The following is a 26068-nucleotide window of genomic DNA, read 5'->3' as shown; positions in this document are numbered from 1 at the left end:
CGTTTGTTGTTTCAAAATTGTTAACAATTTTGTAAACTGCGGGCGGATAGAACGTCCCGGTGGATGAAGGGCGACAAGTACCTGGACCGCCGGAAATCAATAAGAGGTCATGATGAGTACTGAAATCAAAACTCAGGTCGTGGTACTTGGGGCAGGCCCGGCGGGTTACTCTGCTGCCTTCCGTTGCGCTGATTTAGGTCTGGAAACCGTAATCGTAGAACGCTACAACACCCTCGGTGGTGTTTGCCTGAACGTAGGCTGTATCCCTTCTAAAGCTCTGCTGCACGTTGCGAAAGTTATCGAAGAAGCCAAAGCACTGGCTGAACACGGTATCGTCTTCGGCGAGCCGAAAACCGATATCGACAAGATTCGTACCTGGAAAGAGAAAGTTATCACTCAGCTGACCGGTGGTCTGGCAGGTATGGCCAAAGGCCGTAAAGTGAAAGTGGTAAACGGTCTGGGTAAATTCACCGGCGCGAACACCCTGGAAGTGGAAGGCGAAAACGGCAAAACCGTTATCAACTTCGACAATGCGATCATCGCTGCGGGTTCCCGTCCAATTCAGCTGCCATTCATTCCACATGAAGATCCACGCGTGTGGGATTCCACCGATGCGCTGGAGCTGAAATCCGTACCTAAGCGTATGCTGGTTATGGGTGGCGGTATCATCGGTCTGGAAATGGGTACCGTGTACCATGCGCTGGGTTCAGAGATCGACGTGGTTGAAATGTTCGACCAGGTAATCCCGGCGGCCGATAAAGACATCGTTAAAGTCTTCACCAAACGTATCAGCAAGAAATTCAACCTGATGCTGGAAACTAAAGTGACTGCCGTTGAAGCAAAAGAAGACGGTATTTACGTTTCCATGGAAGGCAAAAAAGCCCCTGCCGAACCACAGCGTTACGACGCCGTGCTGGTGGCTATCGGCCGTGTGCCGAACGGTAAAAACCTCGACGCGGGCAAAGCTGGCGTGGAAGTGGACGACCGTGGCTTCATCCGCGTTGACAAACAGCTGCGCACCAACGTGCCGCACATCTTTGCTATCGGCGATATCGTCGGTCAGCCAATGCTGGCGCACAAAGGTGTTCACGAAGGTCACGTTGCCGCTGAAGTTATCGCCGGCATGAAACACTACTTCGATCCGAAAGTGATCCCATCTATCGCTTACACCGAGCCAGAAGTGGCATGGGTGGGTCTGACTGAGAAAGAAGCGAAAGAGAAAGGCATCAGCTACGAAACCGCCACCTTCCCGTGGGCTGCTTCTGGCCGTGCTATCGCTTCCGACTGCGCAGACGGTATGACCAAACTGATCTTCGACAAAGAGACTCACCGTGTGATCGGTGGTGCGATTGTCGGTACCAACGGCGGCGAGCTGCTGGGTGAAATCGGTCTGGCTATCGAAATGGGTTGTGACGCTGAAGACATCGCGCTGACTATCCACGCTCACCCGACTCTGCACGAGTCTGTTGGCCTGGCGGCAGAAGTGTTCGAAGGTAGCATCACCGACCTGCCTAACGCGAAAGCGAAGAAGAAATAAGTTTCTTCATGATTGCGAAACGCCTCCTCCGGAGGCGTTTTTTTTTGCCTGCGTTATGGGGCGACTGGTTGCCAGGTGTGATCCAGGTGGTAAGCAGGTAACGCCTGCGCTTTCTTCTCTGACTCGCTGCCGAGGTCCGACTGGTACACCTTGTCGGTCTGGTTTATTACAAAGCTCATCACGCCCGTCTGACCGTAGCTGACTGGCCAGGCCACCATGGCAAAACCGTTTTTATCCGGCAGGATGCGAAAACGGTAGCCGTGATAGCCAGTGCCGGGTTCTTTCGGGCTGAAGGCCGGACCGAGTGGGCTGGGGGCTTCGCCGGGCGAAGCCGGCCAGTATAAGCCGTCTTTTTTGCCGGCTGAGCTGACAATATTCTGCGCATATTTCTGGTTCAGCGCAAAATAGCTTTGCTGTGCATCCACATACGCGTGCAGCGCCTCGATGGCGGCGAGTTCGTTGCGGCCAATCTCGCGGGTCAGGATCTCTTCAGCCCCTTCTTTGATATCAAATTGCCAGCCAGAGGCGGTTTTGATCACCGGAATCGGTAGCTGCCAGTCGCTGTCACCGACCACAAGATGTGCCTTATCCCCGTCAACGACCGTATTGTGCCGAACTTTCCAGTCGCGCAGGAAGCGATCCACGGCATCTGGATCCACCCCTTCCGGCGGCAGGAAATCACGCCAGTTCTCACCGAGCAGGGTGTTCATCGCACTTTCATTTTGCTCACTGATGGCGCTGGCCAGCGCATCGGTTGCCTGGTCTGGCGTGCTGAAAGATTGCTGCGCCATTGCGGCGGCCGACAGCATGAATAACGCGATCCCACTGAGTAATTTGCTTTTCATGTCGGCTTCCTTAACGGTGACGGAATTCACGGTGTTCAGCACGCCCGGTAGACGTCTGGCGCGGTTGCTGATGGCGGGCAGCCTGTTGCCGGCTCTGGGCACCTCGCTGCTGCTGGGCTTGCCAGTTGGCGGAACGACTGTCGTTACCGCTGAGCGCATTGGCGCGCGGCTGGCTACTCCGCGCAGGCTGCGAAACCCGTTTCTCTTGCCTTTGGGGGGTGGTCGGGCGGCTGTCTCGCGTCTTAGCGGCTGTCCGCTGTGCCGTTTGCGGTTTGGTGTCGTAGCCCCGGTAGTTGTTGCGCTGGGAAATTTGCTTCAGCTGGGCGGTTGACGCCTGACGCTGTGCATCTTTGGTGCCCGGACGCGCGGTCTGCGGGAAGGTTTTTCCCGTTGATTTCTCCATCTGGCTCAGCGCAGCCTGCCGTTGGCTGTCCCGGTTGACCGGTTTTTGCTGCGTCGCGCTTAGCCCCGTTGCCGTGTTCGTTGAGTGGAAGCGATTGTTGAGCGTGTTGGTGGGATAGGGCACTCCTTCACGATAGGCCGGGTTATGCTGCCAGGTGCGGTTGGCGTCTGTCAGGCGCTGGCCACTGATTTTATTAAAGTTCTCAACGTTGATATTGATGTTGTTATCACCGTTGCGGTTATAGCCGCCGTGGTGATCCCAGTCGTCATCATGGTGGTGATCCCAGTCATCGTCATCATCCCAGTCGATGTTGCTGAAAATAGCGTAGGTGGTCGCCACGCCCAGGCTGAACCCTAAGCCTTTGACCAGGCTGTCCGTAAACTGCTCTCCCGGGGAGGGCGGTAAATAGACGGGCGGATAAGCGGTGTTCGGCCAGGTGCCATACACGGTATTCGGGTTGTAGGTGGGAACGTAAACCACCTGCGGGTCGGCGGACTCAATTTTAATGACCGTCGGGGCTGACGTCGTGGCGGTGCTTGTTGTCTGGCCGGTGGCCGTTTTCGCCGGGGCCGGTTTTGTCTCGGTGGTGACCGTCTGCTGCGGTGTTGATTGCAATGCACCGGTTTGCTGCGCCAGCAAACGCAGACGTTGCACGGAATCCATCACATCTTTTGGCTGCGCGAGAAACGCGTCGCCCAGGCTCTGCACCCAGGGTGGATTTTCGCCCATCAGGGACATCAACTGAGGAAACGCCACCAGTGATTTCACGCTCGGATCCCAGGGTTGATTCGCCACGGCCTGAATGGCGGCATCGCCCTGCAGTTTAGGGTTGTCTTTTGACCACTGTGCTGCCTGGATGACGTTGGCCGGGTAAGTCGAAGCCATCAAAATTTGCGATAGCAGGGCATCCGGGTAGAGCGCGATGGGGGCGACCCACTGATCAATTTGCGCGGCCGTGTAGGCTGGCGCGACGACCGGTGCTGGCTGAGCGGCAGGGGCGGCAGGCGGCGCAGCCGGTTGTTGTGCGACGGGGGCAGGAGCCACAGGCTCCGTTGCGCGGCTTTTAACGAACATGACGCCTGAGGCGGCAAACAGCCCGGCACTGCACAGAAGGACAAGCAGTTGTGGCTTAAAGGGCAACTTCATAAAATGACTCCAACGAGACAAGCGCTGTGCCGTGAGGCGTTACGGTTGGCGTGAGTATCAATCACCCGTCTTTTACTGTTTTGACTTTTGTGGGGAATCATCCGGTACGTCCGGATAAAGAGTGTGAGTATTTATTACACAATTATATCGGATGGCTGAAATGCCGCCGGAATATTCAGAAGGTGGCACTCACGGTTTTTGCAGTCAGAATTCGTTGCACCTGCCCGCTACACCATGCTTAACGATTCAGCAAATTTTTTAATGTTGCTTTTTTGTAAACGGATTAACACTGTGCAGAAATCCTGCTATGCTGCCCGACGCGGTATCGGGCATTTACCCTACAAACTGCTGTCTCACAGGAGCGTGAAGAGAACGCCCGCCGCATATGACAATGAGAGCGAGGAGAACCGTCGTGCTAGAAGAATACCGTAAGCACGTAGCAGAACGTGCCGCCGAGGGAATTGTACCCAAACCTTTAGATGCAACCCAAATGGCCGCGCTCGTCGAGCTGCTGAAGAACCCGCCTAAGGGCGAAGAAGAATTCCTGTTAGATCTGTTGATCAACCGTGTACCGCCTGGCGTAGATGAAGCTGCCTACGTAAAAGCCGGATTCCTTGCCGCCGTCGCCAAAGGCGAAGCAACCTCCCCACTGGTTACTCCTGAAAAAGCTATTGAACTGCTCGGTACCATGCAGGGTGGCTACAACATTCATCCGCTGATTGACGCACTGGATAACGACACGCTGGCACCGATTGCCGCCAAAGCGCTCTCCTCAACGCTGTTGATGTTCGATAACTTCTACGATGTGGAAGAAAAAGCCAAAGCCGGCAACGCCTACGCGAAACAGGTTATGCAATCCTGGGCCGATGCCGAATGGTTCCTGAACCGTCCTGCACTGGCTGAAAAAATCACCGTTACCGTCTTCAAAGTGACCGGTGAAACTAACACCGATGACCTCTCTCCGGCACCGGATGCGTGGTCTCGTCCTGATATTCCTCTGCACGCACTGGCGATGCTGAAAAACGCCCGTGAAGGTATTGAGCCGGATCAGCCGGGCAGCGTTGGCCCGATCAAACAGATCGAAGCCCTGCAGGAAAAAGGTTTCCCGCTGGCATACGTCGGTGACGTAGTGGGTACCGGTTCGTCCCGTAAGTCCGCGACCAACTCCGTACTGTGGTTCATGGGCGATGACATTCCTCATGTGCCTAACAAACGTGGCGGCGGCCTGGTGCTGGGCGGCAAAATTGCGCCAATCTTCTTCAACACCATGGAAGATGCGGGCGCACTGCCGATCGAAGTGGATGTCTCTAACCTGAATATGGGCGACGTGATTGACGTTTACCCGTTCAAAGGTGAAGTGCGCAACCACGAAACCAACGAACTGCTGGCGAGTTTTGAGCTGAAAACCGACGTGCTGATTGACGAAGTGCGTGCCGGTGGCCGTATTCCGCTGATCATCGGTCGTGGCCTGACGACCAAAGCGCGTGAAGCGCTGGGTCTGCCGCACAGCGACGTGTTCCGTCATGCGAAAGATGTGGCGGAAAGCAATCGTGGTTACTCCCTGGCGCAGAAAATGGTGGGTCGCGCCTGCGGCGTCGCCGGTGTCCGTCCTGGCGCGTACTGCGAACCGAAGATGACCTCCGTGGGGTCTCAGGACACCACTGGCCCAATGACCCGTGATGAACTGAAAGACCTGGCGTGCCTGGGCTTCTCTTCTGACCTGGTGATGCAGAGCTTCTGTCACACTGCCGCGTATCCGAAGCCGGTTGACGTGACCACGCACCACACGCTGCCTGACTTCATCATGAACCGTGGCGGTGTGTCGCTGCGTCCGGGTGACGGTGTTATTCACTCCTGGCTGAACCGTATGCTGCTGCCTGATACCGTCGGTACCGGTGGTGATTCCCATACCCGTTTCCCAATCGGTATCTCCTTCCCGGCGGGCTCGGGGCTGGTGGCGTTTGCTGCTGCGACCGGCGTGATGCCGCTGGATATGCCAGAATCGGTTCTGGTGCGCTTCAAGGGCAAAATGCAGCCGGGTATCACCCTGCGTGACCTCGTGCATGCTATCCCTCTGTATGCCATCAAACAGGGTCTGCTGACCGTTGAGAAGAAAGGGAAGAAAAACATCTTCTCTGGCCGTATTCTGGAAATTGAAGGTCTGCCGGATCTGAAAGTCGAGCAGGCGTTCGAACTGACCGATGCGTCCGCGGAGCGTTCTGCTGCTGGCTGTACCATCAAGCTGAACAAAGAGCCGATTATTGAGTATCTGACCTCTAACATCGTGCTGCTGAAGTGGATGATTGCAGAAGGCTACGGCGACCGTCGTACGCTGGAGCGCCGTATCCAGGGCATGGAAAAATGGCTGGCGGATCCACAGCTGCTGGAAGCCGATGCTGACGCAGAATACGCGGCAGTGATCGACATCGATCTGGCGGATATCAAAGAGCCAATCCTGTGTGCACCGAACGATCCGGACGACGCGCGTCTGCTTTCCGACGTTCAGGGCGACAAGATCGACGAAGTGTTCATCGGATCCTGTATGACCAACATCGGCCACTTCCGTGCTGCCGGTAAGCTGCTGGATACCCACAAAGGCCAGCTGCCAACGCGTTTGTGGGTGGCTCCGCCAACCCGTATGGATGCGGCTCAGCTGACCGAAGAGGGCTACTACAGCGTGTTCGGTAAGAGCGGTGCGCGTATCGAAATTCCTGGCTGTTCCCTGTGTATGGGTAACCAGGCGCGCGTGGCTGACGGTGCGACGGTGGTTTCCACCTCTACCCGTAACTTCCCGAACCGTTTAGGTACCGGTGCTAACGTCTACCTGGCCTCTGCGGAGCTGGCGGCGGTTGCGGCACTGATTGGTAAACTGCCAACGCCGGAAGAGTACCAGACCTTTGTGGCTCAGGTGGATAAGACGGCGGTAGATACCTATCGCTATCTGAACTTCGACCAGCTCTCTCAGTACACCGAGAAGGCTGACGGGGTTATCTTCCAGACGGCAGTATAAACAGCTAAACCGTCTTCACGGAGGCGGTTTTGTGTTTGCACCCTCTCCCCTGGAGAGGGACAGGGTGAGGGCATCAGACCGCAAGGTCTTGCTCTCACCTTTTTATTTTCATTCCTCCTGCCTCCCACGCTTTTTTTCTTCCTCTCTGCTGCGATAATTAGCGTAATGGCTTTGCAGAGGAAAATACTATGGATTACGAATTTCTGCGCGACATCACCGGAGTGGTGAAAGTGCGTATGTCGATGGGCCACGAAGCTGTTGGACACTGGTTCAACGAAGAGGTGAAAGAGAATCTCGCCCTTCTGGACGAAGTTGAACAGGCGGCAAATACGGTGAAAGGCAGTGAACGCTCCTGGCAACGTGCCGGGCACGAATACACGCTGTGGATGGATGGCGAAGAGGTGATGGTGCGTGCCAACCAGCTTGAATTCTCCGGTGATGAGATGGAAGAGGGGATGAGCTACTACGATGAAGAGAGTCTGTCGCTGTGCGGCGTAGAAGACTTTTTACAAGTCGTAACGGCGTACCGGGCGTTCATGAAACAGAAATAGCACACCGGAGCGTCCTTGCTCCCAGCGCGGTTTACACGGTCGGAATATTGCGGCCGTAGTAGATTTCGCGCATCTCTTTCCAGAGCAGGTCAGTAATGGCCTTGCGCTCTTCTTCGCTTAAATCTTCTGGTCGGGTATGGAACATGTAGTGCTTAAGGTCGAACTCCTTAAGTAACATCTTGGTATGGAAGATATTTTCCTGATACACGTTCACATCCATCATGTCATACAGCGACTTCATGTCGTCGGACATAAAGTTCTGAATGGAATTGATCTCGTGATCGATAAAGTGCTTCATGCCGTTAATGTCACGGGTAAAGCCTCGCACGCGATAATCAATCGTCACGATATCGGATTCCAGCTGGTGGATTAAATAGTTCAGCGCGTTCAGCGGGGAGATCACGCCGCAGGTCGACACTTCGATATCGGCACGGAAGGTACACAGACCGCCTTCAGGATGGCTTTCCGGGTAGGTGTGCACGCAAATGTGGCTTTTATCGAGATGGGCGACGACCACTTCCGGCAGCGGGCCCGGATGTTCTGTTTTATCGATAAGTTGAGGGTCGACCGGCTCTTCGCTGACCAGAATCGTGACGCTGGCACCCTGAGGTTCATAATCCTGACGGGCGATATTCAGGATATTCGCGCCGATAATCGAACAGGTTTCTGACAGGATCTCGGTCAGACGGTTGGCATTGTAGAGTTCATCGATATAGGCGATGTAACCATCGCGTTCTTCCGCTGTTTTGGCATAGCAGATATCGTAAATACAAAAACTCAGGCTTTTGGTCAGGTTGTTAAAGCCATGCAGTTTAAGCTTTTTCAATTAGCTCACCCCCTTAGTGGATAATGCGTCTTGCAGGTACTGCGGTAAGGCAAACGCTGCGGTATGAACTGCCGGATTGTAGTAACGGCACGTAAGACCGGCCTGGTGGAAGCGGGCCTGAATAATTTCGGTGGAAAGATGGCGCAGTACGTCGTTATCTGTCGCCCAGGCAAAGGTCATGATCCCGCCGTAGTACGTCGGAATAGCGGCCTGATAGAAGCTGACATCGCCAAAATAGGTGCTCAGCTTGCGATGGCTGTCGAGGGCTTCATCCTGCTGCAGGAAGCAGACGCCGTTTTGTGCCACGAAAATCCCGCCCGGCTTCAGGCAGCGCTTGCAGCCTTCGTAGAAATCGGAGGTAAACAGCGACGCGCCGGGACCGATCGGGTCGGTACAGTCGGAGATAATAACGTCGAAGGTCTGGGTCGTCTGATTAACGAAGTTAACCCCATCATCAATGACCAGACTGAAGCGCGGATCGTCATAGCTACCGGCGTTATGGTTCGGCAGGTACTGACGACAGAAAGAGACCACGCCGGCATCAATTTCCACCATCGTAATGGTTTCGATGGATTGATGGCGGGAGACTTCACGCAGCATTGCGCCATCACCACCACCGATAATCAGAACATGCTTCGCATGCCCGTGTGCCAGCAGCGGAACGTGGGTCATCATCTCATGATAGATAAACTCGTCACGCTCGGTCGTTTGCACGACACCGTCCAGCGCCATCACGCGGCCAAAGGCGGCATTCTCGAAGATGATCAGATCCTGGTGATCGGTTTTCTCATGATAGAGCACGTTATCAACGGCAAAGTACTGACCAAACTGGTCATGCAGTGTTTCATGCCACAACGTGTGGTCGGCCATACGCGGACTCCTCCTTTGTTAACATCCGTTACGCTCACAAAAAATGAGCGAAACATGATAGCTAACTATAACCGTGGTTGCACGGCTATAGGCTCAACAAGGGGGCGTCGGGAAGGTTATTTCACGTAGGCGAGCAGGCTGAGTGAATCGCGAGCCAGCGCTTTGCATTTTTTGGCGGTAGGGATACCAATACCGCTTAAATCGCGGTAGCTGTCTTCGCCGAGCGCCTTCATGTCGAAGCTATCGTAGTTGCTGAGATCCCATTGGTTTTGCTGGGCAAAAAAGACCAGTGCGCGACGAATCTGCCCGTTGGGCAAATTCTGGTAACCACAATCGTTTTTCAGAAAGACAAAAACTGCCGTCAGATCGGCCATATCTTCCGCTTCATTTTCACTCAGCGCGTAACTGTTCGCACACATCGCCATCAGGCTACCGAACAAAATTGTTCTGAAAAACGTCTTCATTGCTTCTACCACTGCATCACGGAAAATTAACGTTAGCATACTTGATGCCAGGCCGACGATCTTTATTATTGCCGCTTTACTTGACCTTCCGGTAAGGGGAGGGTTTATGCTCAAAAGATCGCCTGCTGGAAATAAGGAAATGAACATGCAACGCCGTGATTTTTTAAAATATTCCGTTGCGCTTGGCGTAGCCAGCGCTTTACCGCTGTGGAGCCGCGCGGCTTTTGCGGCCGACAGACCTGCCTTACCGATCCCTGATTTACTCACCGCGGATGCCCGTAGCCGCATCCAGCTTGTTGTCCAGTCCGGTAAAACGTCCTTTGGCGCACACAGTGCGACAACGTGGGGTTATAACGGCAATCTTCTCGGCCCGGCACTTCAGTTACGTAAAGGGAAAGCGGTAACGGTGGATATCCATAACACGCTGGCAGAGGAGACCACGTTGCACTGGCACGGACTGGAAGTGCCGGGCGAGGTGGATGGGGGGCCGCAGGGCATCATAAAACCGGGCGGTAAGCGAAGCGTGACCTTTACCCCGGACCAGCGCGCCGCGACCTGCTGGTTCCACCCCCATCAGCATGGCAAAACGGGCCATCAGGTGGCGATGGGGCTGGCGGGGCTGGTGCTGATCGAAGATGACGAAAGCCGTTTGCTGCGCCTGCCCAAACAGTGGGGCATCGACGATGTGCCGGTCATTGTGCAGGACAAAAAATTCACCGCTGACGGGCAAATTGATTACCAGCTGGACGTCATGAGCGCGGCGGTAGGCTGGTTTGGCGACACCCTGCTGACCAACGGTGCCATTTACCCGCAGCATGCGGCACCGAAAGGCTGGCTGCGCTTACGCCTGCTCAACGGCTGTAACGCCCGCTCACTGAATTTCGCCACCAGCGATAAACGCCCTCTGTACGTGGTCGCAAGCGACGGGGGGCTGCTGCCTGAACCGGTGAAGGTGGATACGCTACCGATGCTGATGGGGGAGCGTTTTGAGGTGCTGGTGGATATCAGCGACGGCAAACCGTTTGACCTGGTCACGCTTCCGGTCAGTCAGATGGGAATGGCGGTTGCACCCTTTGACAAGCCACACCCGGTGCTGCAGATCCAGCCGCTGCAGGTCACGGCCTCGGGCATGTTGCCGGATACCCTGACCACGTTCCCGGCGCTACCTTCTCTCGAGGGCCTGACCCAACGCAAGCTGCAACTGTCCATGAACCCGATGCTCGACATGATGGGCATGCAGGCACTGATGGCGAAATATGGCAATCAGGCGATGGCGGGTATGCACCACGGAGAGATGATGGGCCATATGAATATGGACCACGATAAAATGGGCGGCATGGGGCACGGTGGCCATGATTTCGATTTCCATAATGCCAACATGATCAATGGCAAAGCGTTCGACATGAACACGCCAATGTTTGCTGCCACAAAAGGGCAGTTTGAACGCTGGGTGATTTCAGGCGAAGGCGACATGATGCTGCACCCATTCCATATTCACGGCACCCAGTTCCGCATCCTTTCTGAAAACGGTAACGCGCCACAGGCGCATCGCGCGGGATGGAAAGACACCGTCAGGGTTGAAGGTGGCGTCAGTGAGGTGCTGGTGAAATTTGACCACGAGGCACCGAAGGCGTTTGCCTATATGGCGCACTGCCATCTGCTGGAGCATGAAGATACGGGCATGATGCTGGGGTTCACGGTTTAATATCGTGTGGCCTGATGCCCAGACCCCGGTCCACAGGGGATAAGCAATAAAAACGGCAACCGAAGTTGCCGTTTTTTTTACCGTTGGCGGTGTTAATTATTTAGCGTCGTCGGGTAAAGCATAAGCCACAATGTAGTCGCCCATCTTCGTACCAAACGAACCATGACCACCCGCAGAGATGACAACGTACTGCTTGCCATTCACTTCATAGGTCATCGGCGTTGCCTGTCCACCTGCTGGCAGACGGCCTTGCCACAGTTTTTCACCGTTGGTCATGTTGTACGCGCGCAGGTAGTTATCGGCGGTTGCCGCGATGAACAGCACGTTACCGGCGGTAGAAATTGGACCACCCAGCATTGGCATACCCATATTGAACGGGACAGGAACCGGCATCGGGAACGGCATGCTGTCCTGAGGCGTACCAATACGTTTTTTCCAGACGATCTGGTTAGTTTTCAGATCCAGGCCGGAGATATAACCCCAGGCAGGCTGTTTACACGGCAGACCAAACGGCGACAGGAACGGGTTCAGCGTGACGCCGTATGGCACGCCATACTGCGGCTGAATACCCGCTTCAGTACCGCTGCCTTTAGCATCTTTAGGCTGCTCCATTGGGTTGCCTGGACCGCGTGGAATAAGCTTAGAAACAAACGGCAGGGCCATCGGGTTGGCAATCGCCACCTGACGGTTCGGGTCAACGGAGATCCCACCCCATTCGAACATGCCCAGGTTACCCGGGAAGACCAGCGTGCCCTGCTCAGAAGGTGGCGTGAAGATACCTTCATAGCGCAGCTGATGGAACATCACGCGGCACACCAGCTGGTCAAACATTGTGGCACCCCACATGTCTGCACCGCTGAGATCTTTCTTCGGACGGAAGCTCAGGTCAGAGAACGGCTGTGTTTTGGTGACATAGTCGCCTTTGGCAGCGCCCTGCGGAACGGGTTTTTCGGGTGCCGGGACAACCAGCTTACCGTTGCTGCGATCCAGCACAAAGATGTTGCCCGTTTTCGCCGGTGCATAAATCACCGGAACGGTTTTGCCGTTAACGGTAATGTCCGCCAGCGTCGGCTGGGACGGCATGTCCATATCCCACAGATCGTGGTGAACAGTCTGGTAGCTCCAGGCCAGTTTACCGGTGGTCGCGTTCAGCGCCACGATAGAGCTGGCATAACGCTCTTGCTCAGGCGTACGGTTACCCCCCCAGATATCTGGCGTGGTGACGCCCATCGGCAGGTAGACCAGGTCCAGCTTCGCGTCATACGCCGCCGGTGCCCAGGAGTTAGGTGAGTTAAAGGTAAAGGTGTGTTCGTCCGATGGGATCGCATTTGGATCTTTCGCGCCCGGGTCGAAGGCCCACAGCAGTTTACCGGTGTTCACGTCAAAACCACGGATAACGCCAGAGGTTTCGCGGGTGGAGAAGTTATCGGTTACCGAGCCGGCAATCACGATAGTTTTATCGGTGATGATCGGCGGTGAGGTTGGCTCATACAGACCCGGCGTGGTGTCCGGCATGTTGGTCTGCAGATTCAGGATACCTTTGTTGGCAAAGGTCTCACACAGCTTACCGGTTTCGGCATTGATCGCGAACAGGCGGCCATCGTTTACCGGCAGCATGATGCGGCGAGGACAGTCGGCAATGACTTCAGGGCTCGCATTATCAGCACGCGCTTCGTGGTAAGAGACGCCACGGCAGGTGATGTGCTGGAACGACGGGTTGGAGTTCAGCTGTGGATCGAAGTGCCATTTCTCTTTACCGGTGGCCGCGTCAAGCGCGAACAGACGCTGGTGAGCGGTGCACAGATAAAGCATGTTACCGACTTTAATCGGCGTCACTTCGTTGGTCAGTTCACCCGGATCGTTTGGCATCTTCAGGTCGCCGGTACGGAATACCCAGGCTTCCTTCAGGTTCTTAACGTTGTCCGCGTTGATCTGCTTGAGCGGGGAGTAGCGCTGACCTTCCTGATTACGGCCATAAGCTGGCCAGTCGCCATCCGCGACCTGCGAGATAGCCGCAGCTGGGGTGGATTCGGCATTCAGCGTACCGTTAATCTCCTGCGGATCGTTAAAACCGGCCCAGGTGAGAATGCCGCCGCTGATCAGCAGGGCAACCACCAGCGCCGCAACGGCACCGCTTGAAGGAACAATCAGGCGACGCCACACGAACGGCAGGATCAGCCAGATACCAAAGAAGACCAGGATGTCACTGCGCGGCGTCAGTGCCCAGAAGTCGAAACCGACTTCCCAGACGCCCCAGATCATGGTTGCGAGGAGTAAAGCAGCATAAAGCCATAGCGCGGATTGTTTTCTACGCCACAACAGGACGGTTACGCCAAGCATAACCAGACCCGCAATAGGGTAGTACCAGGAGCCGCCAATTGCGGCCAGCCAGACGCCACCGATTAACAGATACAGGCCGCAGAAGGCGGCGAATAGCGCTGTTAATGTCACCAGTAGACGTGGCTGTTGAGTTTTTATTTCAGCCATAGAAAGTGTACTCGTCAGTTTTGTTAATTATTTGCTAGCAACTAATTATAGGTATTAACAAGTGTGATCGGAATCACAATATTTGCTTTTTATAACTCATGCGCCAGGTGTATCCATTTACTGATATAATGGCTGGCTTGCGTATCGATGCCGGAGTAACATTCATCCGCATTGAGAGATTTTCATTAAAATCATATGGTTAGTAATATGAAACATACTGTTGAAGTGATGATCCCGGAAGCCGAGATCAAAGCGCGTATCGCCGAACTGGGTCGTCAAATCACCGAACATTACAAGGACAGCGGCAGCGAAATGGTGCTGGTCGGTCTTTTACGTGGCTCTTTCATGTTCATGGCAGACCTGTGCCGTGAAGTGCAGGTGTCCCATGAGGTCGATTTTATGACCGCCTCCAGCTACGGCAGCGGCATGTCCACAACCCGTGATGTGAAAATCCTGAAAGATCTGGATGAAGATATTCGTGGCAAAGATGTGTTGATCGTTGAGGACATCATCGACTCCGGCAACACGCTCTCTAAAGTGCGCGAGATCCTGAGCCTGCGTGAGCCAAAATCCCTGGCGATCTGCACCCTGCTGGATAAACCCAGCCGCCGTGAAGTGCAGGTGCCGGTAGAGTTTGTCGGCTTCTCTATCCCTGACGAGTTCGTCGTGGGCTATGGCATTGACTACGCGCAGCGTTACCGTCATCTGCCGTATGTGGGTAAAGTGATCCTGCTCGACGAGTAAGGTTTGTGACGTGCGGTCTGTTGCCCTCTGACGAGGGGATACACAGTAAAAACGGCAACCCGGGTTGCCGTTTTGTTTTTATCTGAACCGCTTACAGGCTGCTATTTATGGTTGACGTGCTTAAGCTTCAGGTTAGCTATCCCGGAACGATAACGCTGCTCCAGCGTTTCACGGTTGGTGGCGGTCACTTCCAGGTTACGAAGCAGACCATCGTGAATACCGTAGGCCCAGCCGTGGATCGAGACTTTTTGCCCGCGTTTCCACGCCGATTGCATGATGGTGGAATGGCCAAGGTTATAAACCTGCTCCATCACGTTCAGCTCGCAAAGGGTATCGAGACGACGCTCCTGCGGCATTTCACCCAACAGTGAGCTATGTTTGAACCAGATATCGCGGATATGCAGCAGCCAGTTATCGATTAACCCGAGTTCGGTATTTTCAATCGCGGCCTGCACACCGCCGCAGCCATAGTGGCCACAAATAATGATGTGCTCGACCTCCAGAACGTCAACGGCGTACTGAACAACCGAAAGGCAGTTGAGGTCGGTATGGATCACCAGGTTGGCAACATTACGGTGCACAAACAGTTCGCCAGGCTCGAGACCTGTCAGGCGCTCTGCCGGAACGCGGCTGTCGGAACATCCAATCCAGAGAAAGCGTGGGTTTTGCGCCTGCGCGAGCTTTCCAAAAAATCCGGGGTCTTCCTCCACCAGCATTTTTGACCATAGTGCATTGTTGCTGATGAGTGTATCTATGTCGTTCATGGAGGTTAGCGACCTGTAACCGAGTGATTGCGTTGCGCTAATATAGGGTAACTCGACTTTTAATGAAACCACACAACGTGTGTCAGAACCTAAGGTAAGTTTAATTCATGGCGATTGCACTGGAGCTTGAGCAGCTCAAAAAAACCTATCCAGGCGGCGTTCAGGCGCTGCGTGGGATAGATCTCAAAGTGGAAGCGGGGGATTTCTACGCGCTTCTGGGGCCGAATGGGGCGGGGAAATCCACCACCATTGGCATTATCAGTTCGCTGGTCAACAAAACGTCCGGCCGGGTTAGCGTGTTTGGTTACGACCTGCAAAAAGATGTGGTGAATGCCAAGCGCCAGCTCGGACTGGTACCGCAGGAGTTCAACTTCAACCCGTTCGAGACAGTGCAGCAAATCGTGGTTAATCAGGCGGGTTACTACGGTGTTGAGCGCAAAGAAGCGGTTGAGCGCAGCGAAAAGTACCTCAAACAGCTCGATCTGTGGGAAAAACGCAATGAACGTGCGCGCATGTTGTCTGGCGGAATGAAGCGCCGTCTGATGATTGCCCGTGCGCTGATGCATGAGCCAAAGCTGCTGATCCTTGATGAGCCCACCGCGGGCGTGGATATCGAACTGCGTCGTTCAATGTGGGGCTTCCTGAAGGACCTCAACGACAAAGGCACGACCATTATTTTGACCACGCACTACCTTGAAGAGGCGGAGATGCTGTGTCGCAATATCGGCATCATTCAGAACGGTGAGCTGGTGGAAAACACCTCAATGAAGAGCCTGCTCGCCAAGCTGAAATCCGAAACCTTCATTCTCGACCTGGCGGCGAAAAGCCCGCTGCCGACGCTGGAAGGCTATAACTATCGTCTGGTGGATACCTCAACGCTGGAAGTGGAAGTGCTGCGCGAGCAGGGCATCAACAGCGTGTTCTCACAGCTGAGCGCGCAGGGTGTTCAGGTATTAAGTATGCGTAACAAAGCGAACCGACTGGAAGAGCTGTTTGTCTCTCTGGTGCAGGATAAACAAGGAGACAAGGCATGACGCATCTTTACTGGGTCGCGCTGAAAAGCATCTGGGCGAAAGAGATTAACCGCTTTATGCGTATCTGGGTGCAAACCCTGGTACCGCCGGTGATCACCATGACGCTCTACTTCATCATCTTCGGTAACCTCATCGGTTCCCGCATTGGTGAAATGCACGGCTTTACCTATATGCAGTTTATTGTGCCGGGCCTGATCATGATGGCGGTGATCACCAACGCCTATGCTAACGTGGCATCATCATTCTTTAGCGCCAAGTTCCAGCGTAACATTGAAGAGTTGCTGGTCGCGCCGGTACCAACGCATGTGATCATTGCGGGTTATGTGGGCGGCGGCGTGGCGCGCGGTCTCTGCGTGGGGATTCTGGTGACGGCGATCTCCCTGTTCTTTGTGCCGTTCCAGGTGCATTCATGGCTGTTCGTGGCGCTCACGTTACTGTTGACGGCCATCTTGTTCTCGCTGGCCGGTCTGCTGAACGCGGTGTTTGCTAAAACGTTCGATGATATCAGCCTGATCCCAACCTTTGTGCTGACGCCACTGACCTATCTTGGCGGGGTGTTCTACTCCCTGACGCTGCTGCCACCGTTCTGGCAGGCGCTGTCACACCTGAACCCGATTGTTTATATGATCAGCGGCTTCCGCTTTGGTTTCCTCGGCATTACGGATGTGCCACTGATTACCACGGTTGCGGTGCTGGTGGTGTTTATTATCGCCTTCTACCTGCTGTGCTGGTCTCTGATTCAGCGTGGACGCGGTCTGCGCAGCTAATCTCCCGCCCGGCGACATTCTGTTTGCCGGGCGCTTTTCTTTGATTGTTATCACCGTACGCTAACCTTCACTCCGCTAAACTACTTGCCTGCTAAGGAGAGAGTGATGCTGGGATGGGTGATCGCCTGCCATGATGAACAGGCGCAGGATATGCTGGATAAACTGGAGGCCAGATTTGGTCCGCTGGCGCAATGCCGTGCGGTTAACTACTGGCGTGGATTGAGCACCAACATGCTCAGCCGCATGATGTGCGATGCCCTGCATGAAACCGACACCGGTGACGGCGTCATCTTCCTGACCGATAAATCCGGCGCGGCACCTTATCGCTCTGCGGCATTGTTGAGCCACAAGCACGACAACTGTGAAGTGATATCAGGCATTAACTCTTTGCTGCTGGAATCCATGTATCCCTTCCGGGAAACCTTAAGCAGCGCTGAATTCCGTCATGCGATCGTCGACAAAAAAGTGGCCGGCGTCAGCAGCCTGTGGCATCAGCAGCAAAAAAATCCTCCCTTTGTCTTGCTCCATGATTTGTATAAGAATTAAACATTGGTATTGATGCTGCTTTTGTTACAATGGTGGCTGATTTTTCGTGTCGATTAATATTCCATGTTCATGCGCGTTGTGTTCCTTCTGTTGCTGCTGGTTTCCGGCGGCGCATCTGCCAGCCTGATCGCTCAGCAAGGGCTTCCCGCCCGATATATGCAAACCACCGAAGATGCGGCTATCTGGGCGCAAGTAGGTAACAATGTGGTCAATGTCGGCAATATCCGTGCCGGGCAGATCCTGGCCGTCGTCCCCACATCCGCTGATTACTACGAGTTTCGTTTTGGCTTCGGCACGGGCTTTATTGATAAAGAGCACCTGGAAGACGTGCAGGGCAAACAGCGCGTGGAAGACAGTCTTGGCGATTTGAATAAACCGCTGAGTAACCAGAACCTGATAACCTGGAAAGACACGCCTGTCTTTAACGCCCCCAGCAGCGGAAGCGCCCCTTTCGGCACGATGAGCGCTAACCTTCGCTACCCGATTCTGAATAAACTTAAAGACCGTCTGAACCAGACCTGGTATCAGATCCGCATCGGCAATCGTCTGGCGTGGATCAGCAGCCTGGATGCGCAGGAAGATAACGGCATCCCGGTCCTGACCTATCACCATATCCTGCGTGATGAAGAGAACACCCGTTTCCGACATACCTCCACGACCACCAGCGTGCGTGCGTTCAGCAACCAGATGACCTGGCTTCGCGATCAGGGCTATACCACGCTGACGATGGCTCAGCTTGAAGGGTATGTGCGTAACAAAATGAACCTGCCGGCGAAGTCTGTGGTGATCACCTTTGATGACGGCCTGAAGTCGGTGAGCCGCTATGCGTATCCCGTCCTCAAAGCGTATGGATTCAAGGCGACGGCGTTTATCATCTCGTCGCGTATAAAACGTCATCCGCAGAAGTGGGCGCCGAAATACCTGCAGTTTATGAGTGTCTCTGAGCTTGAGCAGATCCAGGATGTGTTTGATATCCAGTCCCATACTCACTTCTTGCATCGGGTGGACGGCAATAAACACCCGATCTTACTGAGCCGTAGCCATCACGTGATTTTGTTCGATTTCGCGCGTTCACGCCGGGCGCTGGCGCAATTTAACCCGCACGTGCTCTATCTCTCTTATCCGTTTGGCGCCTATGACGACAAAGCGGTAAAAGCGGCGAATGACGCAGGGTTCCACCTGGCGGTGACAACGGTAAAAGGCAAAGTGAAACCCGGGGACAATCCGTTCCTGCTTAAGCGACTGTATATTCTAAGGACGGATTCGCTGGAGACGATGTCGCGGCTTATCAGTAATCAGCCGCAGGGATGAGATGAGAGAAGGCTGTGAACGGTTCACAGCCTTCAGGATATCAGGCAACCTGGACCGGAATGGCTTTCGCGGTGCGTTTCATTTCGTTGTCGCCTTCGAAGTACGCCACTTTTGGCTGCCAGCGACGGGCTTCTTCGTCAGACATCATCACGAAGCTGGCGATGATAACGATATCACCGACGTCGGCACAGTGAGCGGCAGCGCCATTCACGGAGATAATTCTGGAGCCGCGTTCCGCCGCGATCGCATAGGTAGAGAAGCGCTTACCGTTATTCACGTTCCAGATATCAATGGCTTCGTTTTCAAGGATGCCCGCTGCATCAAGAAAATCCTGATCAATGGCGCAGGAGCCTTCATAGTGCAGGTCGGCCTGAGTGACTTTCACACGGTGAAGCTTACCTTGCAGCATTTTGCGAATCATTACGTTTACCTTTAATCATCATGCGTTAACCCCCCGCGAACGAGGGGAGGTAGAGAGTTATGCCAGCTCAACCACTTTATTGTCGATAAGGCGTGCCTGACCGAGCCATGCAGCCACCAGAAGCACCGCGCGCTTGCTGGTATCGGTCAGCTCAAGCAGCGTATCGGCATCACGGATTTGGATATCGTCAGCGCGGAAGCCTTTGTCGTTCAGCGCCTGTTCGGCGAGGGCAACGATCTCTTCTGCGCTCAGCTCTTTAGCCACAAGCTGTTCCGCCATGGTATTCATGACCTTGCTCAATCCCGGCGCGATTTTACGCTCATCCGCGGTAAGGTACCCGTTACGGGAACTGAGCGCCAGACCGTCTTTGGCGCGCACAATCGGCACGCCCACGATCTCGATATCATAACCCATGTCGGCGACCATCTTACGGATCAACGCCAGCTGCTGGAAGTCCTTCTCACCGAAGCAGGCAACGTCGGGCTGCACCAGGTTAAACAGCTTGCTGACGATGGTTGAAACGCCGCGGAAGTGGCCCGGACGGCTGGCGCCTTCCAGCATGGTTGAAATGCCCGGCACGTCCACGTAGGTCGCGTCCTCGGTCCCCTGCGGGTAGACGTCTGCAGGTGCCGGAGAGAAGACAATGTCGGCGTGGCGTTTTTTGAGTTTTTCGCAATCTTCCTGCAGAGTACGCGGATAGCGCGCCAGGTCGTCGGCACGGTCAAACTGCATGGGGTTCACGAAGATACTGACCACCACGATATCTGCACGCGCTCTGGCTTCATCAACAAGCTTCATATGGCCGTCATGCAGGTTACCCATCGTGGGAACCAGTGCGATACGTTTACCTTCCTGACGTGCACGACGGATATGCTGGCGAAGCAGCGGCAGGGTTTCAATGATTAGCACAACAAGACTCCTTAATGGAAACTGTGTTCTTCACCCGGGTAAACACCGGATTCAACGTCGGCAATATACTGCCGCACAGCAGCACGCATGTCGCCTGCTTCTGCCAGGAAATTTTTGGCGAATTTAGGGATATGGCCGCCGGTAATACCAAAAGCGTCGTGCATCACTAAAATCTGACCGTCGGTAACGTTGCCTGCGCCAATGCCAATCACTGGAATCGACAGCGCCTCGGTGATGCGTTTTGCCAGTTCAACCGGCACACACTCCAGCACCAGCAGCTGTGCGCCAGCGGCTTCCAGCGCCAGGGCATCCTCAAACAGTGTCTGTGCTGCATCACCGCGGCCCTGCACCTTATAGCCGCCAAAAATATTGACGGATTGCGGCGTCAGACCCAGGTGGCCGCAGACCGGCACGGCACGTTCGGTGAGCATTTTCACGGTCTCTGCAAGCCAGGCTCCGCCTTCGATTTTGACCATATTGGCCCCGGCACGCATGACGGTTGCCGCATTCTCGAACGCTTGCTCTGGGGTCGCGTAGGCCATAAAAGGCAGATCGGAAAGCAGCAGACAGGCAGGTGCTCCGCGGCGCACGGCACGGGTATGGTAGGCAATATCTTCGACCGTCACCGGCAGGGTGGAATCATGGCCTTGTACCGTCATCCCTAACGAATCTCCGACCAGCATGACAGTGATACCCTCTTCGGCAAAAAGCTTAGCGAAGCTGTAGTCATACGCAGTAATGGTGGCGAAGCGTCTCTTTTCCTGTTTGCATTTCTGCAGTAAGGAGATGGTGGTTGGTTTCATACTGTTTCCTGATAGCCCAAAAGCGAATCTTTGCGCATTCTAACAGTAACATTTGAGGGAACAATGATTTTAGGCAACCGATTAACCACAGTTCCGTGAGGGTTAACCGGTAAAAACGCGGATCACCAGCGGGCTGGTTTTTCTGCGTCGAGGCTATCCAGCACTGCCTTCAGCGAGAGGCCGTCAGGGAAGGTGAGGTCAGGGGCAACGTCGAACAGCGGCCAGAGCATAAAGCCGCGATTTTTCATATCGTAGTGCGGAACGGTGAGACGGGGGGTGTTAATCACCTCATGGCCAAACAGCATAATGTCGAGATCGAGGGTGCGCGGCCCCCAGCGTTCGGCTTTGCGTACGCGGCCCTGCTGCAGTTCGATTCGCTGAGTATTATCCAGCAGCGTGTCGGCATCCAGCGCAGTGTCCAGCACCACCGCGGCATTCAGGTAATCAGGCTGATCCTGTGGCCCCAGCGGCGGTGTCCGGTAGAAAGAAGAGACCGCCACAATACGGCTTTGTGGGATTTCACCCAGCGCCTGAACGGCAGCATTAACCTGCTCCAGCGGAGAGGCCAGATTGCTGCCGATGGCAATGTACGCCAGGGTCATGCCGTACCTTCACGGCGCGGCGCACGTTTGCGCGGACGACGGTGGCGACGACGCGGCGTCGGTTCGTCATCGAGGTCGACGAGCATATCTTTCTGCTCTGGCGGTGCTGAAACCTGGAATTCGCCCCACCACTGCGCCAGACGCTGCAGTTCCTGGTTCCGTTCAATTTCAGCACGCAGCGACAGTAAATCGAACGCAGCGCGGAATTTAGGATGCTCCATCAGCTTCCAGGCGCGTTTACCCTGACGACGAGACATGCGCAGCTGAAGCTGCCAGATATCACGCACCAGCGTCGTAATACGTTTTGGAATGGCGAGCGTGCGGCAGGCTTCATCCAGCACGTCATTTGCGGCCAGCGCAAACGCATCGTAGTAGGCCAGACCGCTTTCCTGCGCAATTCTCTGCGCCGCTTCCAGCAGCGGATACCAGAACATCGCAGCAAACAGGAACGCCGGGTTCACACGCATATCGTTGTGAATGCGGGTATCGGTATTCTTCAGCACCTGCGCAATCATGCGTTCCATTGGGCTGTCACCGTTTTCGGTAAAGCAGCGCGTAATGGTCGGGAACAGGGGCTGGAAAAGGCTGTATTCGCGTAGCAGCTTGTAGGTTTCGTAGCCGTAACCGGCCTGCAGCAGCTTCAGCGCCTCTTCAAACAGACGGGCTGGCGGCACGTCGTTAATCAGCGTCGCCAGACGCGGTATCGGCTCTGCGGTTTCCGGGCTGATGCGCATTGAGAGTTTGGCGGCGAAACGTACGGCGCGCAGCATACGCACCGGGTCTTCACGATAACGCGTTTCCGGCGTGCCGATCAGGCGAATCAGACCGTCTTTCAGGTCCTGCATGCCGCCGACGTAATCACGGACGGTGAAATCTGCCACGCTGTAGTAAAGGCTGTTGATCGTGAAATCGCGACGCTGGGCATCTTCTTCGATAGAGCCGAAGATATTGTCCCGCAGCAGCATGCCGTTCTGGCCGCGCTGGGAGGTGGTGCGATCGGATTCGCCCGCTTCGTGGTGACCGCGGAAGGTCGCCACTTCAATAATTTCCGGCCCAAACATGACGTGAGCAAGACGAAAACGACGGCCAACAAGGCGACAGTTACGGAATAATTTGCGCACCTGCTCTGGCGTGGCGCTGGTCGTCACGTCGAAATCTTTTGGTTTTTTGCCCAGCAGTAAATCACGCACCCCACCGCCAACGAGATAGGCCTCGTAGCCTGCTTTATTCAGACGATAGAGCACCTTGAGGGCATTTTCACTGATATCTTTGCGGGAAATATTGTGCTGCTCACGTGGAATAACCGACATGCGGTTTTGCGCAATAGCGTCGTTCGCCATGCTCTCTTCGCGGCTTAGCACTTTACGGCAAAAATTAGCGACTCGGGTAAAAATAGTACACCTCGTAGTGTGTTTTGTTATGAAAAAAGCGGCTAATCATAGCTCAGCGCAACGCATTTGAGAATGCTGGATTTTTGGCACGGTCGTCAGCGTCCAGTTGGCGATCGCCATTTTCAGCAGTTCGTCAATTCGCAAATCCTGCCATTCGTTGGTTACATTCTGGTTGAGAAATCGCAGCGCGTCGATCAAAACAGGGCGCGGATCGCCGTCTGGCAGGGCGGGCGCATGATTTTGTTTTGACAGTTTAAAGCCCTGTTCATTGACCGCCAGCGGCAGATGAATGTAATCCGGCGCGTTCCAGCCAAACTGGTGATAGAGCGATATTTGTCGCACGGTAGGTTCCACCAGGTCAGCCCCGCGCACAATTTCCGTCACGCCCTGGAAATGGTCATCAACCACAACCGCCAGGTTATAGGCGAACAGGCCGTCACGGCGGTGGATAATAAAATCTTCGCGTGCAAGACGTTCATCCGCATGGATCTCGCCGGAGAGTAAATCAGTAAAGTGCGTCACCGGGGCATGCTGCTTTATGCGCACGGCGGCCAGTTCTGGGCCGTTATTGCGCGTGCGGCAGTGGCCGTCATAGACGCCACCCACGCTCTGAATACGCGCGCGGGTGCAGGTGCAGTAGTAGGAGAGCCCTTGTGCGTGGAGCCACGCCAGGCGTTCCCGGTAGGCATCATGTCGCCTTGACTGCCAGAGGACGTCGCCGTCCCAGTGAAGACCGTAATGTTCCAGCTGACGCAGAATGGTATCTGCTGCACCGGGAACTTCACGCGGAGGATCAATATCTTCAATGCGGACCAGCCATTTACCGTGACGGGCGCGAGCCTGCAGGTAGCTGCCGAGGGCGGCAATTAATGAGCCGAAGTGTAATTCACCAGAAGGGGATGGCGCGAAGCGCCCAATATAGTGTGATTCAGACATATCAACAGTAACAAGGCGGGAGAAACTCCCGCCTTTAGAGTGTGTAAACAGCGCTGGTATTAACCGGCCATCTGTTTTTCGCGGATTTCTGCCAGCGTTTTACAGTCGATGCACAGATCGGCGGTTGGACGCGCTTCCAGGCGACGAATTCCGATTTCAACACCGCAGGATTCGCAGTAGCCAAAATCTTCGTCTTCGACTTTTTTCAGCGTTTTTTCGATCTTTTTGATCAGTTTGCGTTCGCGGTCACGGTTACGCAGTTCGAGGCTGAACTCTTCTTCCTGAGCGGCACGGTCTACCGGGTCCGGGAAGTTAGCAGCTTCATCCTGCATATGAGTAACGGTGCGATCGACTTCATCCCTGAGTTGATTACGCCATGCTTCAAGAATACGCTTGAAGTGCGACAGCTGGGCTTCGTTCATATACTCTTCGCCCGGCTTCTCTTGATACGGCTCCACCCCAGCGATGGCGAGAATACTCAGGGACGATGTTTTACGGTTTTGCCCTTCTTGCATGTTGCTTCTCCTTAACACGCACTATCGATCCCCGTGTTGGGGGAAAAATCAGGTCGCTATAAATAGCAGATGCTTTTCCGTATGGCAATTATCTAAACGTAACACTTGACAAGCCTGTGAGGAAAAGCGTATTTGCGCACGCGGCCAGAACACTTAATAGTCAATCGTCTAATCCCTTATAAGACAATGGGAAGAGAGGATCTCAGAGTCATATTATCGGCAGAAAGTTCCGCTTTATAAGCCAAAACCTCCACCCCCTGCTTTTGTGCCTCATTCAACAATTGCGCGTATTTGAGATCAATATGGCGGGCTGGAGAAAATCGTTCAATGGCTGAATGTAAAACCGCAAACAGCAATACGGCGCGTTTGCCCGCCGCCGCAACACTCATCAGCTCTCGCAGATGCTTCTGCCCCCGTAGCGTGACCGCATCCGGGAAGTAGCCGTTTTCCTGTTCCGCTAACGTCACTGATTTTACTTCAATATAGCACTCGGGCCGGTCTTCCGCCTGTAACATGAAGTCAATTCTGCTGCTTTCATCGCCATATTTAACTTCACTTTTATGCGTGCCATATCCCACCAGTTCGGGCAGGGTGCCAAGGGTCAATGCTTCCTTAACTAATTGATTGGCGCGCAGGGTATTCACGCAAATAAATGCCCCGTTTTGCGTCTCGGTCATTTCCCAGGTATGGGCGTATTTGCGTTTAGTATTTTCTGAAGTGGAATACCAGACCGTGTCACCCGGCGTTGCACAGCCGGTCATGGCACCGGTGTTCGGGCAGTGCAGCGTGAGCTGTTCACCTTCGGGGGTGATCACATCAGCGAGAAAGCGTTTGTAGCGTTGAACCAGCGTGGCGTGCTGCAGGGCAGGACTAAACTTCATCAGAATTCCTTAGGGTATCGCCCAGCGACCAGCGCTGTAGCGGCGTATAACGGGTGCGTCCTTGGGTAAAGACCGATTCGTAAAGCGCGAAGGTATTGACCTCAACGTCCCAGTGAAAGCCGGGTGGCGGAATGGCAACGGCCTGACCGGCATCGCGCAGCAGGGTGATATGCGGATGAAACGGCTGCGGACTCTGGTAACATCCGCTGCGAGCCGCCTGGGCGCGCAACATGCTGGCAAGCTGTAAAAGCCCGCGGGGCGGCTGGCGCGTACCCAGCCAGACCACGCGTGAGCGCAGCCACTGGCCCGCGTCGTCGAGGTGCAGCGTAAACGCCGGCTGAGAAATGCGGCCAGCCATTGCTGCCAGCGCGCGCTGTTTTTCGGCGCTGACATCGCCCAGAAAGGCCAGCGTCAGGTGCAGGTTTGCCGCCGCGATCGGACGGCCTGCGTCCTGGGGAAAATGGCTGGCTCGCCAGCGAACGATTTTTCGCTGCAGCGTGGAGGGCAATTCTATGGCAAAAAACAGCCGTTTCGACTCAGACATACAGGGGACTCGGTAATGGTATGCGCCGATGCTACAATGTACGCCGACTAATGTTA

25 protein-coding genes are annotated in these 26068 nt (G+C 54.8%); 9 read left to right on the top strand and 16 right to left on the bottom strand.

Translation table 11 applies throughout. The annotated features are described in order from the left end of the window. The first annotated feature begins 112 nt into the window (after positions 1 to 112). Complete coding sequence (gene lpdA / locus QMG44_RS12520) at positions 113 to 1537, top strand: dihydrolipoyl dehydrogenase (protein WP_020882589.1); 1425 nt, start codon at positions 113 to 115, stop codon at positions 1535 to 1537. A gap of 53 nt (positions 1538 to 1590) precedes the next feature. Here lpdA and QMG44_RS12515 read toward each other — a convergent pair whose 3' ends face one another. Then, the gene (locus QMG44_RS12515; protein WP_086533241.1) at positions 1591 to 2382 is read right to left on the bottom strand and encodes a DUF2950 family protein; all 792 of its coding nucleotides are present in this window, start codon (positions 2380 to 2382) and stop codon (positions 1591 to 1593) included. A gap of 10 nt (positions 2383 to 2392) precedes the next feature. Continuing rightward, entirely contained in the window at positions 2393 to 3931 is a 1539-nt protein-coding gene (locus tag QMG44_RS12510; protein ID WP_086533242.1) for a DUF3300 domain-containing protein, read from the bottom strand. A gap of 412 nt (positions 3932 to 4343) precedes the next feature. Here QMG44_RS12510 and acnB point away from each other — a divergent pair, with 412 nt between their 5' ends. Further along, positions 4344 to 6941: a bifunctional aconitate hydratase 2/2-methylisocitrate dehydratase gene (acnB, locus tag QMG44_RS12505; RefSeq protein WP_020882592.1), complete on the top strand. Its 2598-nt coding sequence runs from the start codon at positions 4344 to 4346 to the stop codon at positions 6939 to 6941. A 188-nt stretch (positions 6942 to 7129) separates the two neighbouring features. Continuing rightward, positions 7130 to 7492: a protein YacL gene (gene yacL / locus QMG44_RS12500; RefSeq protein WP_014168659.1), complete on the top strand. Its 363-nt coding sequence runs from the start codon at positions 7130 to 7132 to the stop codon at positions 7490 to 7492. A gap of 31 nt (positions 7493 to 7523) precedes the next feature. On the opposite strand, the gene speD is transcribed toward yacL, so the two are convergent. The 3 genes from speD to QMG44_RS12485 all read right to left on the bottom strand — a co-directional run bounded on the left by speD (position 7524) and on the right by QMG44_RS12485 (position 9652). Beyond that, positions 7524 to 8318 carry an adenosylmethionine decarboxylase gene (gene speD / locus QMG44_RS12495; protein ID WP_014168660.1) on the bottom strand — a complete coding sequence of 265 codons (795 nt, stop codon included), beginning with the start codon at positions 8316 to 8318 and terminating at the stop codon, positions 7524 to 7526. Then, positions 8319 to 9188, bottom strand: a complete 870-nt coding sequence (gene speE / locus QMG44_RS12490) for a polyamine aminopropyltransferase (protein WP_014168661.1) — start codon at positions 9186 to 9188, stop codon at positions 8319 to 8321. Positions 9189 to 9304: 116 nt separating this feature from the next. Next, complete coding sequence (locus tag QMG44_RS12485) at positions 9305 to 9652, bottom strand: YacC family pilotin-like protein (RefSeq protein ID WP_014882582.1); 348 nt, start codon at positions 9650 to 9652, stop codon at positions 9305 to 9307. A gap of 145 nt (positions 9653 to 9797) precedes the next feature. On the opposite strand from QMG44_RS12485, the gene cueO reads away from it, so the two are divergent. Next, positions 9798 to 11357 carry a multicopper oxidase CueO gene (gene cueO, locus QMG44_RS12480; protein WP_086533243.1) on the top strand — a complete coding sequence of 520 codons (1560 nt, stop codon included), beginning with the start codon at positions 9798 to 9800 and terminating at the stop codon, positions 11355 to 11357. 96 nt (positions 11358 to 11453) lie between these two features. Here the strand turns inward: cueO and QMG44_RS12475 are convergent, their stop codons facing one another. Beyond that, positions 11454 to 13844: a glucose/quinate/shikimate family membrane-bound PQQ-dependent dehydrogenase gene (locus tag QMG44_RS12475; RefSeq protein ID WP_020882595.1), complete on the bottom strand. Its 2391-nt coding sequence runs from the start codon at positions 13842 to 13844 to the stop codon at positions 11454 to 11456. A gap of 207 nt (positions 13845 to 14051) precedes the next feature. Between QMG44_RS12475 and hpt the strand changes: the two genes are divergently transcribed. Further along, entirely contained in the window at positions 14052 to 14588 is a 537-nt protein-coding gene (gene hpt, locus QMG44_RS12470; protein WP_025205381.1) for a hypoxanthine phosphoribosyltransferase, read from the top strand. Positions 14589 to 14689: 101 nt separating this feature from the next. Here the strand turns inward: hpt and can are convergent, their stop codons facing one another. Further along, complete coding sequence (gene can / locus QMG44_RS12465; protein WP_020882596.1) at positions 14690 to 15352, bottom strand: carbonate dehydratase; 663 nt, start codon at positions 15350 to 15352, stop codon at positions 14690 to 14692. Between the two features lie 107 nt (positions 15353 to 15459). Between can and QMG44_RS12460 the strand changes: the two genes are divergently transcribed. From QMG44_RS12460 to QMG44_RS12445, 4 genes are all read left to right on the top strand, one after another. After that, positions 15460 to 16386 carry an ABC transporter ATP-binding protein gene (locus QMG44_RS12460; RefSeq protein WP_014168668.1) on the top strand — a complete coding sequence of 309 codons (927 nt, stop codon included), beginning with the start codon at positions 15460 to 15462 and terminating at the stop codon, positions 16384 to 16386. Continuing rightward, positions 16383 to 17153: an ABC transporter permease gene (locus QMG44_RS12455; protein WP_014168669.1), complete on the top strand. Its 771-nt coding sequence runs from the start codon at positions 16383 to 16385 to the stop codon at positions 17151 to 17153. The genes QMG44_RS12460 and QMG44_RS12455 overlap by 4 nt, the downstream gene beginning before the upstream one ends. Positions 17154 to 17258: 105 nt before the next feature. Continuing rightward, on the top strand, positions 17259 to 17699 hold the full coding sequence (locus QMG44_RS12450) for a PTS sugar transporter subunit IIA (protein WP_020882597.1): 441 nt from the start codon (positions 17259 to 17261) through the stop codon (positions 17697 to 17699). A gap of 63 nt (positions 17700 to 17762) precedes the next feature. Next, on the top strand, positions 17763 to 19010 hold the full coding sequence (locus QMG44_RS12445; protein WP_014168671.1) for a polysaccharide deacetylase family protein: 1248 nt from the start codon (positions 17763 to 17765) through the stop codon (positions 19008 to 19010). 40 nt (positions 19011 to 19050) lie between these two features. Here QMG44_RS12445 and panD read toward each other — a convergent pair whose 3' ends face one another. From panD to thpR, 9 genes are all read right to left on the bottom strand, one after another. Beyond that, the gene (gene panD / locus QMG44_RS12440) at positions 19051 to 19431 is read right to left on the bottom strand and encodes an aspartate 1-decarboxylase (protein WP_014168672.1); all 381 of its coding nucleotides are present in this window, start codon (positions 19429 to 19431) and stop codon (positions 19051 to 19053) included. Between the two features lie 57 nt (positions 19432 to 19488). Next, positions 19489 to 20340, bottom strand: a complete 852-nt coding sequence (gene panC, locus QMG44_RS12435; protein WP_025205376.1) for a pantoate--beta-alanine ligase — start codon at positions 20338 to 20340, stop codon at positions 19489 to 19491. Between the two features lie 11 nt (positions 20341 to 20351). Continuing rightward, positions 20352 to 21143 carry a 3-methyl-2-oxobutanoate hydroxymethyltransferase gene (gene panB, locus QMG44_RS12430; protein ID WP_014168674.1) on the bottom strand — a complete coding sequence of 264 codons (792 nt, stop codon included), beginning with the start codon at positions 21141 to 21143 and terminating at the stop codon, positions 20352 to 20354. A 122-nt stretch (positions 21144 to 21265) separates the two neighbouring features. After that, positions 21266 to 21745: a 2-amino-4-hydroxy-6-hydroxymethyldihydropteridine diphosphokinase gene (folK, locus tag QMG44_RS12425; protein ID WP_032679634.1), complete on the bottom strand. Its 480-nt coding sequence runs from the start codon at positions 21743 to 21745 to the stop codon at positions 21266 to 21268. After that, positions 21742 to 23139 (bottom strand): polynucleotide adenylyltransferase PcnB, encoded by a 1398-nt coding sequence (gene pcnB, locus QMG44_RS12420; protein WP_071605427.1) that lies wholly within the window; start codon positions 23137 to 23139, stop codon positions 21742 to 21744. The genes folK and pcnB overlap by 4 nt, the downstream gene beginning before the upstream one ends. A 42-nt stretch (positions 23140 to 23181) precedes the next feature. Then, the gene (gene gluQRS, locus QMG44_RS12415; RefSeq protein WP_014168677.1) at positions 23182 to 24072 is read right to left on the bottom strand and encodes a tRNA glutamyl-Q(34) synthetase GluQRS; all 891 of its coding nucleotides are present in this window, start codon (positions 24070 to 24072) and stop codon (positions 23182 to 23184) included. Between the two features lie 59 nt (positions 24073 to 24131). After that, entirely contained in the window at positions 24132 to 24587 is a 456-nt protein-coding gene (gene dksA, locus QMG44_RS12410; protein WP_001155232.1) for an RNA polymerase-binding protein DksA, read from the bottom strand. Between the two features lie 176 nt (positions 24588 to 24763). Then, positions 24764 to 25468 carry a DNA/RNA nuclease SfsA gene (gene sfsA / locus QMG44_RS12405; RefSeq protein WP_014168679.1) on the bottom strand — a complete coding sequence of 235 codons (705 nt, stop codon included), beginning with the start codon at positions 25466 to 25468 and terminating at the stop codon, positions 24764 to 24766. Beyond that, a complete protein-coding gene (thpR, locus tag QMG44_RS12400; RefSeq protein ID WP_014168680.1) occupies positions 25458 to 26012 on the bottom strand; it encodes an RNA 2',3'-cyclic phosphodiesterase in 555 nt (184 codons plus the stop codon). The genes sfsA and thpR overlap by 11 nt, the downstream gene beginning before the upstream one ends. Positions 26013 to 26068: the final 56 nt, after the last annotated feature.

It is taken from the genome of Enterobacter sp. 200527-13, assembly GCF_027924865.1.
Lineage (GTDB): Bacteria > Pseudomonadota > Gammaproteobacteria > Enterobacterales > Enterobacteriaceae > Enterobacter > Enterobacter ludwigii.
This window is presented reverse-complemented; position numbering and strand designations above follow the sequence as displayed.